This window comes from Dolichospermum sp. UHCC 0315A, from assembly GCF_008121535.1.
Taxonomy (GTDB): domain Bacteria; phylum Cyanobacteriota; class Cyanobacteriia; order Cyanobacteriales; family Nostocaceae; genus Dolichospermum; species Dolichospermum lemmermannii.
Genome location: NZ_CP043056.1, coordinates 3,598,040 through 3,614,338, shown reverse-complemented (window position 1 = coordinate 3,614,338; position 16,299 = coordinate 3,598,040). Strand labels below are relative to the sequence as shown.

At 39.4% G+C, this 16,299-nt stretch carries 3 protein-coding genes; 1 reads left to right on the top strand and 2 read right to left on the bottom strand.

The genetic code is table 11. The features are described 5' to 3' along the window. Positions 1-52: 52 nt before the first annotated feature. On the bottom strand, positions 53-7,960 hold the full coding sequence (locus BMF77_RS17385; RefSeq protein WP_210422218.1) for a type I polyketide synthase: 7,908 nt from the start codon (positions 7,958-7,960) through the stop codon (positions 53-55). An 869-nt stretch (positions 7,961-8,829) separates the two neighbouring features. Next, entirely contained in the window at positions 8,830-9,003 is a 174-nt protein-coding gene (locus BMF77_RS26840) for a hypothetical protein (protein WP_168204457.1), read from the bottom strand. 155 nt (positions 9,004-9,158) lie between these two features. Here BMF77_RS26840 and BMF77_RS17380 point away from each other — a divergent pair, with 155 nt between their 5' ends. Next, positions 9,159-16,289, top strand: a complete 7,131-nt coding sequence (locus BMF77_RS17380) for a non-ribosomal peptide synthetase (protein WP_210422217.1) — start codon at positions 9,159-9,161, stop codon at positions 16,287-16,289. Positions 16,290-16,299 lie beyond the last annotated feature (10 nt).

Here is a 16,299-nt window from a genome sequence, read left to right as displayed (position 1 = left end):
CTTAACGAGGGTTCCCCTCGCACCGCAACTTCTCTCTGCGTGAGCTAAAAAATCAAGAATTACCTAAAAAAGCCTCTAAATCTGCAAGCTCTTGTAAAAATAAATCCTGATCAACCTCCTCCTGAATAGGAACAACATTTACAGAAGCATTAACCTGCCAACCAAACACCTGTTCCACTAAATAATCAACTAATCTTCTAATGTTAGGAAAATCAAATATCAAAGAAGCAGGTAAAGCCACTTCCAATCCTTTCTCTAAACGATTTTTTAATTCAATCGAAAGCAAAGAATCAATCCCCATTTCTAAAAATCCTTGTTCGGTATCTGGTATCTGTTTATTTCCTAAAATTGTCCCTACTTGTTTGCCAATATATTCAAACAAATGTTGCCGACGTTCTCCTGGTGGAATTTCTTCTAGAAAACGACGTGTAGAGATTGACTGTTGAATTCCTTTAACTGAATTTTTGTATTCTCCTAATTTTTCAAAAATTGGTTTATTGCCTTTAGATTGATAAATATTTTTGAATCGCACCCAATCTACATCAGCTAGTAAGATTTGTGTTTTTCCAGATTCCATAATAGCGGTCATTGCTGCAAAAGCTTTATCTAAAGCAATTTCTTTCATACCAATTTGTTTGAGCCAATCTTCATAATCTTGAGAAACTATGCCATTTCCAGCTAATAATGCCCAATTCAAACTAGTAGCTGGTAATTTTTGAAGATGACGTAAATGAGCTAAAGCATCCATAAAATGACTAGCAGTATCGTATAAACCTTGCTCTTTAGCTCCCCAAATTGCACCTGCGGTAGAGAACAAAACAAAGTAGTCTAATTGAGTTGCTAAAGATAACTGATGCAAATTCCAAGAACCGCGAACTTTTGCCTGAAAAACTTCTGCAATATCATCTAATGTACATTCGCTTAATTTAGCTTTGCGTCCTGACACTCCGGCAAGATGGAAAATACCCCGGAGCGGATCAGATATTTTTTGAATCTTGGTAAAGATGCGTGACATTTGCTCAAAATCTCCCACATCTGCTTGACAAACTTCTACAGTTGCTCCCTTTTGTTCTAAAGTCTTGATATTTTGAATTATTTCCCCAAATTCTGCTTGTGAATCCCACTCTGCTCGTAGTGGAAATTGACGACGTGTAGTCAAAATGAGGTGTTTTGCGCCCAAATCAACCAGATGGCGAGCAAGTTGCAATCCTAGATGACCAATACCTCCTGTAATCAAATAAGTAGCTTGAGCTTGGATAGTGACTGGTTTTGTAGGTAGAGATTCCAGTGGGGAAAGACGCGCAACGTGAGCTTGACCTTTGCGGAACATCAGATGATCTTCGGTGACAGAGTTAGTCAATCCTGAGAGTAAAGCAACAAGATTTTGAGCAATATCGGCGTGGGGACAGAGGTCTATCATTCCCCCCCATAGTTCTGGTTCTTCTAGCCCCATCACGCGCCCCAACGCCCAAAGCGGAGACTGAGTAACAAAAGATGGCTGCTCTAATCCAAAGGGTTGACCGCCTTGGGTAACGAGGAATAATTTGGGAGGATGAGGTATTTTTTTAAACGCCTGGAGAAGATTTAAAAGATGGTGACAGCGATTGAATAAAGTAGACTCATACTGATCGCCCTCACCACCATTCACAAGATAAATAATTCCACGCCAACAGAGAGATGAAGCCAGCCGTGTTTCTAGCTCAGAGCTATTTTCTAAATTGGCGATCGCACAAGATCCACAATCTTTGCTTAGTTGCTGTTGAATTGCTAGAGCTAGATTATCTGTTTCACTATCGGTAAAAATTAGCCAATTACCCGAAATATCGCTGCTTTTTTCGGCATTTTGGGCAACAATAATACTTTGCTGAAATAAAGGACTGCCAATTTTTTCGTCAGGAGAAATAAATTCAGCTTGAGCAAAACCAGATTCTCGCAGAATAGATTGCCAAGTAGATGCTGCAATAATGGGATGATCTGAGCGTAAATCGCGATCGCTAAAACGCCACCAACCTTGAGTCACGCCAAATATTAAATCAATCCACCGGGACTGATGAGTAAGTTCTAGGAGTAACAAGTGTCCTCCAGGACGCAGTAAACCTCGAATATGGGGTAAGGTTTCTCCTTGTAAATCCCGCGTAGAATGCAATACATTTGCTGCAATAATTAGATCGTAAGAACCGGGTAAAAAACCTTGAATTTCGGTGTCTTTTTCTATGTCCAAAACTTTGTATTCTATGAAAGAATGAGCAAAAGTATCTTTGGCAGTCTCTAGAAAGAATGGCGAGATATCAGTAAATGTGTAGTTAATTTGACGAGAAGCACAAGCTTGGAGAATTTGATGGGTAGTAGCTCCAGTTCCCGCACCAATTTCTAGAATTCGGATTGGTTCTAATGGAGAATAGTTTGATAATAAAAGCTCTACTGTTTTAGAGATACTAAGGTTGAGAACTTTTGCCCAAGATGTGTTTTTATAAAACTCTGCTACTCCAATTTGCCCGTCTTGAGCAAATAAGATGGATAAAGGAGAAATCTTGCCGATAATTATGGCTGCAAGATTGACCGCAACTCGCTTAAACAGCGTTAATTCTATGGAAGCATTTGGATACTGAACAATCAAATCATCTACTGTTAAATCAGAGTGAGATTGTTGCGGTTCACTGATGATTTTCCAGCCCAAACCCTGCTTTTCTAGAAAGCCTGTTTGTGCCAATATTTTTAAGCAGTGCTGCCATAGTAATCTATACTCCTCTTTAATGCCAGCCTGACGTAAACTATTTTCTGGAGAGAGGATAGTATTTATTTGCCATAATCCCAAATCTTTTAACGCTTTCACAATAAAGTTGGCACTAAGTTCTTCCATTTGGGAAAAAGCTAGAGAAACTCCTGTAAATTGTGTAGATTTGATTTGTTCTGACAAATAAGAGCCTAAATCAGTTTGAATTATTTCTAAATTCTCTAATTTCTTAGCTGATAAAAGATGAGGTAGCCACTCTAACTGATAAAGTAAGTTATCAAAATTAGAATTACCTGTGTCTTGATGATGTAGCTGAATTAATTGTTGAACAATTGCCGATAAAGTTTGTTTTTCAGCTTCAGAATAATTCCCAGTTTCTATTAGAGTCTGGATCAAATTGTTTGTATCTTTTTGAGACAACATCTTGACAACAGCAGATTCCTTGGCAGTTTGGAATTGAGTTTTTAAGGGAATCCAATGTTGACGTTGCTGAAAAGGATAAGTTGGTAAAGCACATCTTTTAGGTTGGTAATCTTTTTCAAGTCCAAACCAATCTATATTTGCACCACGTACATAAAGTTTACCTAGACTTTCTAGTAGAACTTCCCAATCAGAAAATCCTGAGCGTAAACTCGGTAATATTAGAGGGTTAGATAAAGATATCGATGACTGAATAATGCCTAAAAGAACAGGTTGTGGTCCAATTTCGATAAAACTATCACATCCAAGAGATTCTAGAGACACAACTCCTTGATAAAATTGCACAGGATGCAGCAAATGTTGAATCCAATAATCAGGAGTAACAATACTGTCATCTGCAATTTCTCCTGTCAGGTTAGAAATAATAGGAATTTGGGGTTTAGCAAAATCAATTTCTTGCAGGGTATTTTTAAATTCTCCACATACGGGTGCTATTAATGGTGAATGAAAAGCATGAGAAACCTTTAATTGGCGAACTTTTACTCCAGCGTTAATAAAGTGTTCGCTAAGTTGTGGAATGATTGTTTGCTCGCCGGAAATTACTGTATGTTGTTTTGCATTGATTGCTGCGATCGCAACTTTTATCCCCTGATTTTTACACAATTGCCGCACAGATGTTTCATCCAGAAAAACGGCAGCCATCGCTCCTTGCTCTGCGGGTAATCCACCAATTAAATTTGCTCTTTGTACGACCAGTTTTAAACCACTTTCAATATCAAAAACTCCTGCAAAACAAGCAGCCGCATATTCGCCCAAGCTATGCCCTAAAACAGCAGTAGGCTCAATGCCCCAAGAACGCCATAATTGAGCTAGTGCTATTTCGACAACAAATAAAGCTGGTTGGGTATAAGATGTATGATTTAAAGCTACATCAGAATTAGCAAAGATGACTTGCAGTAAAGATCTACCTGTTAGTTCTTGATATATTGTTTCACATTGGTCTAAAGTTCGCCGGAAAGTTGGTTGGGTTTGATAGAGTTGGTTAGCCATTCCCAGATACTGAGAACCCTGTCCTGTGAACAAAAAGGCAATTTTGGGAGGCTGCTTTTCATCAACTTGAGCGTGAATTACTGACTCTATATTTTGTTTTCCAAACTGATGTAATTTAGTAACAAAATCATCAATTTGGCAACCAGTCACCGCTAAACGATTCTGGAAATGAACTCGGCTAGTATTGGCTGTGAATACTATATCGGAGATATCGCTGGCGGGATGATTTTGAAGAAATTCTGCATAGCTTTTTGCTAAATCTACCAAAGCCTGTTCTGTTCTGGCAGAAAGTGTGAGTAAATGGTGGGGACGCTTGATGTCATTGGACTGGGCAATAATGGCGGGCGCTTCTTCCAGCACCACATGAGCATTCACGCCACCAATTCCTAAAGAGTTAACCCCAGCGCGTCGAGGCAACTCCTTGCCATCTTCTTGCTTTGCAGTCCAGGGTATGGCTGCGGTATTGACATAAAAAGGAGTCTGGGAAAAATCAATCTGGGGGTTGGGAGTATTGAAGTGTAAAGTCGGGGGAATAATTTGATGTTTGAGAGCCAAAGCAGCTTTGATTAGACCAACAATACCAGAAGCAATTTGCATATGCCCGATATTGGTCTTCACCGATCCCAAAGCACACTCTCCCTGATTTGCAGTGCTATATGCTCTAGCCAAAGCATCGATTTCGATAGGATCTCCCAGTTTTGTACCTGTGCCATGAGCTTCTACAAAGCCAATGGTATCAGCTTCGACTCCGGCAAAGGCTAGTGCTTCGGCTGCTACTAAAGTTTGACCTTCTCCTCCAGGAGCTGTAAATCCTAGCTTTCTACCGCCATCGTTATTGATGGCAGATCCCTTAATCACAGCGTAGATATGATCGTTATCTGCTAGAGCGTCTTTTAATCTCTTGAGCAAAACAACTCCAACCCCACTGCCAAAAATAGTACCATTCGCTTGGGCATCAAAGGCGCGACAATGCCCATCAGGAGATACAATCAAACCTTCTTGATACAAATAACCAATCTTTTGGGGAGAGTTGATAGAAGCAGCTCCAGCCAAAGCCATGTCACTTTCACCGTTCAACAGACTTTGACAGGCTAGATGCACAACTACTAGTCCAGTGGAACAGGCTGTTTGGACATTCACACTAGGTCCACGCAGGTTCAATTTATAGGAAATCCGTGTAGTCAAATAGTCTTTATCGTTAGCCACCATCGTTTGAAACCCTCCCATCGAATCTAATGTGAAGGGTTGTAACTCGTCGTTGGCATCTAATTGACCGCGATACGGATAGCAATTATTAATGAAATAGGTGTTCATGCTTGCCCCAGCAAACATCCCGATCGCTCCCTCATAGGAGTTAGGATTATAGCCAGCGTTTTCTAAACACTCCCAGCTACATTGCAGCAGTAAACGTTGCTGGGGATCGAGTAATTCTGCTTCTCGGTCTGTGTATCCAAAAAACTCATTATCAAAGGATTCTACCTTGTCGAGAATCGGTCTAGCTTTGACATAGTTAGGCTGCTGGAAAAGTTCAGGAGCAACCCCCGACTCTAGTAGTTCTTCTTCAGAAAAGAAGGATATTGTTTCGACTCCGTTTTTGAGATTTTCCCAAAAACTATCTATGTTGTTAGCTCCAGGAAATCGACCTGCCATACCAATAATAGCAATATCATGAGTGTCCTGATGGCGACGCGAACGATTTTCGGCGCGTTTTCGACTTTTTTCTGCTATAACATTTGTGGTATTAGATTCTTCAGTTAAGAAATGGGCTAATGTGGCAACTCTAGAATTTTTAAATATTTCAGTTAGAGGTATCTGGCGACCAAAAATTTTTTCTAATTGGTTTCGGACACGAATTAGGTGTAGAGAATTCCCTCCTAATTCAAAGAAGTTATCCTGTATACCTACTGAATCAAGTTGTAAAATCTCACACCAAACTGCTGCTATTTGGCGTTCATTTTCAGACTGTGGTAAGCTGGCGTTTTTTTGGCGATCGCTCGCTAAATATTCATTGATTGCTTGGATGCGATCACTAAATAATCCCTGTTCAAAATCTTTTTTTAATTTAGCTTTTTGAACCTTACCAATAGATGTTTTGGGAATTAACTCAGCCGCCAAAGGAATCACATAAGCAGGCGCAATTCCTACTTTCTGTGTTAAATGCCTGCGAATTTGTCTGAATACTTTTACTGCATTATCAATATTATTTGATTCTGGACTAAAAATAATAACTAATAAATCTGTTTCTCTGTTTTGGTCGAAAACTGCAAAGGCAGCCGTATAGGAAATAGCTACACCATCTAATTCTTCTATCGCTGTTTCAATTTCATGGGCGAAGTAGTTAATACCGTTAATAATAATTTCTTGTTTCTCTCTACCAGTAATAACTAATTCACCATTGTGTAGATAACCTAAATCTCCAGTAGTAAACCAACCTCCATCTTGAAAAACTTCTTGGTTAAGATCGGGATTATTATAATATCCTTCAGTTACAGAAGGTCCTTTAATCTGAAGTCGTCCAACTTCGTTTTCTGGCAAAATATTATTCTCTTGGTCAATAATTCTAATAGTAGCTCCAGGAATAGGGCGACCTAGAGAGACAAAACTATTTTCTTCTATCAATTCATCTTTGCTTAAACCTGCTGACCAAGTAATTCCAGAACAAGATTCAGTCATCCCGAATGCTGGTTTAATTACTCTATCCCGCAATTTATGTTTTTCTAAAATTTCTAAAAACAAGCGAATAGTTTTGACCGAAACTTGTTCTCCGGCATTAACTAAAAATTTGATTGAGGAGAGGTCATAACAAGATTGGTTAAGTTCTTCAGTATGCTGATTAATTAAGGAGAATGCAAAGTTGGGAGACCAAGAGATAGTAGCTTGATACTTTTGAATTAGTCCTAACCATTTGAGTGGTTGACGTAAAATTAATTCAATTGGCACATGGATTTGATGACAAGCCAAATCCACAGCCATAATTCCTAAAAATACTATTGCCCCTACATGGTCTAAGGGCATCCAATTTAGGGTAACTTCTTGTCGTGTAAAATTATTCATCCGCACTGTACCGACGGACATAGATAAAAGGTTGCGATGATGCAACATCACTCCCTTGGGTAGGCCTGTACTACCAGAAGTAAATAGTAATAATGCTGGATCTAATGGTGTAAGATGAGGTAATTCATAAGCCGACAGTTGGTTTGATAGAGATTGATTACTTCGTAATTTATCTATCGATACTACCCGCAATTCCTTTAAATGAGATTGAGTAGTTAATTTTTCTATTTTGCTAATTAATTCACAATCCGTTAATATAATAGGCTTCTCTAAAATCTGCCAGACATTTTCAAGTTTTTTAACTGCGGCATTTTGTATATCATAATTGGGAGCGATGCTCAAAGGTGCAGGTATAATCCCACCTAAAAAACAAGCCCAAAGTGCAGGAATAAAATCTTGATTTCTCCCAATTTGTAATATGGCTTTATCTCCTAATTTAAGTCCGCGTCGATAAAGCCCATCTAAAATAATCAGAGCATCATTATATAAATCTTTATAAGTCTGAAAATATTGACTTTCGTCACTTCTAATATATGTAATACCTTGACTTTCGTACTTAGCAGCATCACTCAATACTTCTGGAAGAGTCCGCCAGATATCTTCTAATTGGTCACCAAAGAGCATTGCATTATCCTGTTGACGCAGCAGTGTCTCCTGTTCCTCTACACTTTCTTGGAAGTCTATCTGTGTTACCCCTGTCATTACATGCCTTTATTGCTAGCTTTTATATTTTTACTATTTGTCGCATTCTTTTTTCGATTCGGTGTCATATTACAAAAATTGATTAACAGCAAACAACCGTACAATTCAAAAAAACAATGTATTCATTTTGATGTTTATAGTCTTCTTATATCTTGCACCGGGAAATTTGATTGTCAATTTCATGACTAAATGCAATCCGGGGCATTCGTTTAAGGTTGAGTAAAAAAAAAACACAAAAGTAATTGTAGAAATATTGTTTGAAATGCAATTTGTGCCGCGATGCCCCAATGCGCCAAAATGTAAGCAAAAAGTCAAAAGAAGTAGGGGAGCAGAGGGGAGAGACTGGGACAAAGCTTGTATCCCGTCCCAAGCCAAGCGCCCTGGAAGGGCGGGGCTTCTTACCCATGCTCCGCAACGCTTGTCGCAGAGAGGAAGGGCTTGCTCTCCCTGCTAGAAAGCCCCCTTCCCCTCTGCCTTTTCGGTGAGGGTACAAACCAACGATAAACTCCTAGTGGTCTGTCAAGCAAAAAATTGTGAGTTTGAGGGAAAATAGAGATGTAAGTAGTATTACTTGCTAAACCAATCATTTAATATAGATAAACTTTGTAAATTCTATTCTTAAGTTCTGTATAGATATTTATAGTATAGTAAAGGTAAAATCTAGTGATCGCTGCTGGAACTGCCATGAATCAAAAAGAAAACTAAGTTTGATGGGGAGATGCTCGTGTGAGCGATCCCTACTTAAAAAAAATTTACAATGCAGTTAATTGCAAGCAAATCTATCTATACAAGCATTTTGGCTGTCACTTAAATTCCAGGGTGAAAAATAAATGAAATTTTTTCTTAATGACCTATTGTATCCAAAACGCTTATGCTGTAAATTTAATATTTAAGGCTCTATACCAATTCTCTATGAAACTAGCACTTAATAAGTTCCTCTTTTTTCTTAGCCTTAAAATTTTTGAACCCGCGTAGGCGTGTTGTATCTGTGTAGCCAAGCCAGTGCGGTGGTGAGCCATCACTGCGGGAGAATTTACCGCCATAAAGCATCTGGCGCGCAAATTTAGTCACCAAGGCTTAAACAATATCACACTAATTACTATCTTGAATTAGTCAGAACTTGAATTAGTCAGAAAATATGTGACTAATAGTGGAATTTTAATATAAAAAAATATCATCTAAATTTTTGGAGAAGTTTATGGACGTGATAGAAACACATCTTGTTTCAATAGATTATCAAATTCGACAACTGCGAGAAATCCAGCCAGTCACAACTTTATTTAATATTGGAATTCAAAATAAAATAGAAAAACAAGACAAAATAATTGATACTATATCTATAGAGCTACGCGATAAAATATATAATTTAACTACTAATTCTCCTGTTAATAACCTAGCTTTATATCTATCAGTTATTAAATTTTTAATATTTAAATATACTGCTCAAGAACAATTTATTGTAGCAACGGGAGCTTTGAACCTAGACAAGTCTAATAGCTTAATATTCTCCAGATTTGACAAACAAAAGCTTATTTCATTTAAGGATTTACTTAAAATAACTCGCAGTAATCTCCAAGAAGGATACCGTTACCAAAATTATGATGTAGACAGTCTTGTAGAAACGTTTATTGCCAGAGGCGGAAATCCAGCAGCGGTTTTTGATATTGCCCTAATCCACAAGGGATTATGCAGTCACAGTTCTTTGTTAAACAACTTTCAATTAGTCTTTGAAATTGATGCTCAAGATACTTCTGTTTCTGTAACTTTCCCAAAAGATGCTTTTAGTGCAGATTTTGTTCAGAGAATGCTGGCACATTTTCGGCAAATTATAGAAACTGTTACAGTTAATCCTGATTGTAAATTGTCAGAAATTGATATATTAACAACAGAAGAACGTAAGCAATTAATTAGAAAATGGAATAATACAGAGATCCAATATTCCCAAAAATGCATCCATCAACTATTTGAAGAGCAAGTAGAGCGTAGCCCCGATGCAATAGCAGTAGTATTTGACAATCAGCAATTAACCTATCGCCATTTAAATGAGCGGGCTAATCAGTTAGCGCACTATTTGCAAAAATTAGGTGTAAAACCAGAATTACTAGTAGGTATTTGCATAGAGCGTTCCCTAGAAATGATAGTGGGACTGTTGGGAATTTTAAAAGCTGGAGGAGCGTATGTACCATTAGACCCTAGCTATCCCAAAGAACGCTTGAGTTATATGCTTGAAGATACGGGGGTGAAAGTTTTGCTCACCCAGCGTTCGCTTACTGAACTCTTACCAGAGAATCAAGCGATTGTAGTGTCTTTGGATGGAGATTGGCAAGTTATAGCTCAAGAGAATCAGAACAATCTCAACAGTGGCGTGAAAGGAGAGAACTTAGCTTATGTAATTTATACCTCTGGCTCTACAGGTAAGCCAAAGGGAGCAATGAATACCCATAAAGGCATTAGTAATCGCTTAGTGTGGATGCAGAATACTTATCAGTTAACATCCAGCGATCGCATTCTCCAAAAAACTCCCTTCAGTTTCGATGTTTCAGTATGGGAATTCTTTTGGCCGTTATTGGCAGGTGCAACTTTGGTAGTGGTGAAACCTCAAGGGCATAAAGATAATGCTTACTTAATCAAGCTGATACAACAGCAACAAATTACGACAATCCATTTTGTGCCTTCGATGCTGCGAGTGTTTCTGCAAGAACCAAGCTTAGAAAATTGCAGTTGCTTAAAGCGAGTGATTTGTAGTGGAGAAGCACTACCTTATGAACTGACACAACGTTTTTTTGAGCGGTTAAACTGCGAACTACACAATCTCTATGGACCAACAGAAGCAGCAATTGATGTCACATTTTGGCATTGTTTACCACAGATTCAACAGCAGATAGTTCCCATTGGTCGTCCCATTGCCAACACCCAAATTTACATCCTCGATCAATATTTGCAACCAGTTCCAGTTGGTATAGCAGGAGAATTACATATCGGTGGTGTGGGTTTAGCCCGTGGCTACCTTAACCGTCCTGAATTAACTTCTCACAAATTCATTTCTCATTCCTTCGGTGATGGCAAATTATATAAAACAGGTGATTTAGCTCGCTATTTACCCGATGGCAATATTGAATTTCTCGGTCGTATCGACCACCAAGTTAAGATTCGCGGCTTCCGCATTGAACTAGGAGAAATCGAGACTGTACTCAGCCACCACCCAGCAGTAGAACAGGCTATAGTTATAGCTCACGAGGACGAAACTGGACATAAAAGCCTCATTGCTTACATCGTCGGAAATTCTCAACCCAGCGATGCTGTTGAGCATAACCAAGAAGTAAATTTATTTGACGAACAAATATTGCAAAGTTATTTAGAATCACGTCTACCAGAGTACATGATGCCAAATGCTTTCGTCATGTTGGATGCTATACCACTGACAGCCAATGGCAAAATCGACCGTCGTGCCTTACCATCTCTAGAACAAATCCGTATCGAGTTGGCAAACACCTATGTTGCGCCATGTACTCCCATTGAAGAAATATTAGCTGTAATTTGGGCTGAAGTTCTGGGGATCGAACAGGTGGGTATCCATGACAACTTTTTTGAACTAGGAGGAGACTCAATTCGGGGTATCCAAGTGATCGCCAAAGCTAAACAAATTGGTTTCGATTTTTCTCTACCACAGCTATTACAATATCAGACAATCCAAGAATTGGCTGGTTTAGTTAGCCGCGAACTGGGTTTTTTACCCACACCAAAAACAGAAGCCTTCAGCCTCATCTCTGACGAACAGCGCCTAAATTTGCCAGAGGATATAGAAGATGCCTATCCGCTTGCAGCACTACAGGCAGGGATGATCTTCCACAGTGAGTATAGTAATGATGTCTCGATCTACCACGATGTCTTTACTTATTACATTCGAGCCACTCTTGACCCCCAGGCTTTACACAGTGCCATTCAACAGGTAGTAAATCGTCATCCGGTGCTACGTACCAGCTTTGTTCTGACTGACTACAAGCAGCCACTACAACTGGTTCATCAACAAGTAGATGTTCCTTTAAAGGTAGACGATCTGAGCCATTTATCGACTACTGAACAAGAAGTATCGCTTGATGCCTGGATTGAACAAGAGAAAAAACGACATTTTGATTGGGGTGTTCCGCCTTTACTACGCTTTTATGTTCATCGCCGCACCTCTGAGACATTTAATTTAACTTTGAGCTTCCACCACTCTATTCTTGACGGCTGGAGTGAGGCCTCGTTGCTCACTGAATTATTGCAACAATATTTATATCTTCTAGGTAAAGACGTTCTTCCTCTGTCAGCACCACCCACAATTACCTTTCGAGATTTTGTCGCATTAGAGCAAACAACTCTTCATACTCAAGAATGCCAAAAATATTGGCAAAAGCAACTCAGCGACATCATTATTACCAAACTGCCACGGTGGTCAAAGTCGAACGCTGCCACTAAAAATTGCGATTTGCCAGTTTCTATATCTTCTAGAGTTTCTCAGGGTTTAAAACAGTTAAGTAAAGCCACGGGAATACCTCTTAAAAGTGTTTTATTAGCGGCTCATTTAAGGGTATTGAGCTTATTAACTAACCAGACAGATATTATCACAGGTTTAGTATCTAATGGCAGACTAGAAGATACTGATGGAGAAAAAGTATTAGGGTTATTTCTTAATACTTTGCCATTGCGTTTAAAACTCCTTGGTGGCAGTTGGATAGACCTAGTAAGGCAGACCTTTGATGCTGAACGGGAATGCTTACCTTGGCGAAGATATCCCCTGGCTAAATTGCAACGGACTTTTGGTGGACAGCCCTTGTTTGAGACTGCGTTTAACTTTGTTCATTTCCACGTTTACCAAAGTATTATCGGTGTTAAAGATTTAGAAGTATTAGATGGTAAATTTTTTAATCAAACTAACCTTGCTTTACTAGCTAACTTTAGTCTCCATCCAATTTCTTACAAAGTAGAGTTTATCCTGAAATACGATCCCAGCCAATTCTGTAAAGAACAGATGAAAATGATTGGCGGATACTATCAAGAAGCTCTAACAGCAATGGCCAATCAATGGTCAGAACTATATGAAAAGCATTGTTTACTCTCAGATAAAGAACAGTATCAACTGTTAGTAGAATGGAATAATACCAAAGCTAACTATCCGCAAGACAAATGTATTCATCAGCTATTTGAAGAACAAGTAGAACGTAGTCCCAATGCAGTAGCGGTAGTATTTGAAAATCAACAATTAACCTATCAAGAGTTAAATGAGCAAGCTAATCAACTAGCCCATTATTTACAAACAAAAGGCGTAAAACCAGAAGTACTAGTAGGCATTTGTCTAGAGCGTTCCCCTCAAATGGTCGTAGGACTATTAGGCATTCTCAAGGCAGGTGGGGCATATGTACCATTAGATCCAACCTACCCAACACAGCGTCTAGAGATGATTTTGGCTGATTCCCAGGTATCGGTGTTACTCACACAACAGAAATTAGTGGCAAGATTACCTGAAAACAAAGCTGGTATGGTGATATTAAATACAGATGACGCGGACATTTCCTTAAAGAATAAGAAAAATCCTATCAGTCAGGTTAATTCTCGCAACTCGGCTTACGTAATTTATACTTCCGGCTCAACAGGCAAACCCAAAGGCGTAGTCATTGAGCATCACAGCACTATAACTCTCTTGTGTTGGGCAAAACAAGTCTTTACTACTGACGAACTAGCGGGTGTTTTGGCTTCAACTTCGATTTGTTTTGATTTGTCAGTCTTCGAGCTATTTGTACCCTTGGCTTGGGGAGGTAAGGTCATTCTGGCACAGAATGCCTTAGATTTACCTAGCTTACAAGCTCAAGAGGTGACATTAATTAATACAGTACCAACCGCGATCGCTCAACTGCTACAAATCAAGGGTATACCTAATTGTGTGCAAACAATTAACCTCGCAGGTGAACCATTATCAAATCAACTGGCACAGCAACTTTACCAGCAGGAAAATATTCAGCGAGTTTACAATCTCTACGGACCGTCCGAAGATACAACCTACTCAACATTTAGTTTGGTGCAAAAAGGGGCAATTAAGCAACCTAGTATTGGGCGACCAATTTCTAATACCCAAATCTACATTTTCAACCCCGATCTCCAACCTGTACCCATTGGTATTGTTGGGGAATTATACATTGGTGGGGAAGGTTTAGCCAGAGGCTACCTTAACCAACCCGAATTAACTTCCCAGAAATTCATTGCCAACCCCTTTGATAATTCCCAAAAATTGTATAAGACTGGGGATTTAGCTCGCTATTTACCGGATGGCAATATAGAATTTCTTGGTCGCATCGATAACCAAGTTAAACTTCGCGGCTTCCGCATTGAATTAGGAGAAGTTGAATCTGTCCTAGAAACTTATCCGCAAATTCAACAAGCAGTAGTCATGCTGCGGGAAGACACTCCTGGTAACAAACGACTGGTAGCTTATTTAGTCACACAGAACCAGTCTATAAACATGAGTGATTTGCGCCGTTTCTTACAGCAGAAATTGCCAGATTATATAATTCCTTCCAGTTTCGTCATCTTGTCAACTTTGCCATTAACCCCCAATGGTAAGGTAGACCGCAAAATGTTACCTGTACCAGAAGCAGAACTGACACGAGAACAAGAGTTTGTTCCGCCACAGACACCTGTTGAGCAGATTTTAGCCACGATTTGGCAAGATGTCTTGGGAATTAAGCAAGTAAGTCGCTACGATAAATTCTTTGAAGTCGGTGGTGACTCCATCCTCAGTATTCAAGTAGTCGGTCGCGCTCGTCAAGCAGGAATCAAAATCACCCCACGACAAATATTCCAATATTCAACCCTTGCCGAACTAGCTGCTGTAGCTGATACTTGCACATTGATGTTGGTTCAACAGGGTTTAGTGACAGGATTTGTACCTCTAACTCCGATTCAACATTGGTTCTTTGAGCAAAATCGATCTGAACCGCACCATTTCAATCAATCAGTACTGCTGCAAATTCCCTCTGATCTCAAACCAGAGTTACTGTCCCAAGCTATTGGCAAATTATTAGAGCATCATGATGCTTTACGTTTGCGGTTTAGCTTTGAGGAAGGTGAATGGCAGCAAATCAACTATGGTATTTCTGATGAAGTACCTTTCCAAGTCATCGACTTATCCCAAACTCCTCAATCACAACTACCACAAACCTTAGAGCAAATAGCGACTATCCAACAGGCTAGACTAAATCTCTCAGATGGGCCATTAATGAGAGTGGTATTGTTTCAATTAGGCAATAACCAAGATAGTCGATTACTGATCGTTATCCATCATCTAGCGGTCGATGGGGTCTCCTGGCGGATTTTACTAGAAGATTTGTTCACAGTTTACCAGCAGTTAAAACAACAAGAAACTATTCAACTGCCACCTAAGACCTTAGCTTTTAAAGAATGGGCTATGCTTTTGCAGGAATATGGGCAAGCTGAGGCAGTGCAATCGCAATTACATTACTGGTTAAAACAGCCTTGGTCTGAGGTGAATTCCCTACCAGTAGATGATCCCACAGGAAAACAAAACAACTCAGTAGCTAGTGCTGCTAATGTATTTGTTACTCTCAGTCAAGAACAAACTTGCGCCCTCTTGCAACAAGTTCCCTCTGCCTATAATACCCAAATTAACGAAGTGCTACTGACAGCTTTAGTGCAAACTTTGGCAAAATGGACAGGAAATTCCACAGTACTCATTGACCTAGAAGGGCATGGTCGAGAAGATATATTTGCAGATGTGGATGTATCTAGGACAGTAGGCTGGTTCACAAGCATATTTCCAGTAATATTGCAACTGCAAAATCAAAATCATTTGGGAGAGGCTCTCAAATCAATTAAAGAACAGTTGCGAGCTATTCCTCAACAAGGTATTAGCTATGGAATTTTACGTTATTTGAGTCAAAATCAAGAAATTAGTTTTCAAATAGCCGCACTACCATTCAGGGAAGTTAGTTTTAACTACTTGGGTCAATTCGACCAGGGACAATTACGAGGAATTGATTGGAAATTAGCTAGTGAATCTAAAGGAGCTAATCAAAGTCTGGAGGGGCATCGTACTCATCTATTAGAAATTACTGCCAGAGTAGTAGAAGGGCAGTTGCAAATTAACTGGAGCTACAGTCGCCACCTCCATCGACATTCTACAGTAGAATCACTCGTTCAGAAGTATCTCCAAGCTTTGCTCAAACTGATTGACCATTGTCTGTCTCCTGAAGTTGGGGGATACACTCCCTCTGATTTTCCAGTGGCGAACTTAAATCAACAGGAACTAGACGAAATTCTCGCGGAAATTGACTAAAGAGGATAGA

Bases quoted from the DNA above. Each gene is read 5' to 3' on its own strand.
- BMF77_RS17380 (WP_210422217.1), top strand. From the start codon at position 9,159: ATGGACGTGATAGAAACACATCTTGTTTCAATAGATTATCAAATTCGA.
- BMF77_RS26840 (WP_168204457.1), bottom strand. From the start codon at position 9,003: ATGGCGGTAAATTCTCCCGCAGTGATGGCTCACCACCGCACTGGCTTG.
- BMF77_RS17385 (WP_210422218.1), bottom strand. From the start codon at position 7,960: ATGACAGGGGTAACACAGATAGACTTCCAAGAAAGTGTAGAGGAACAG.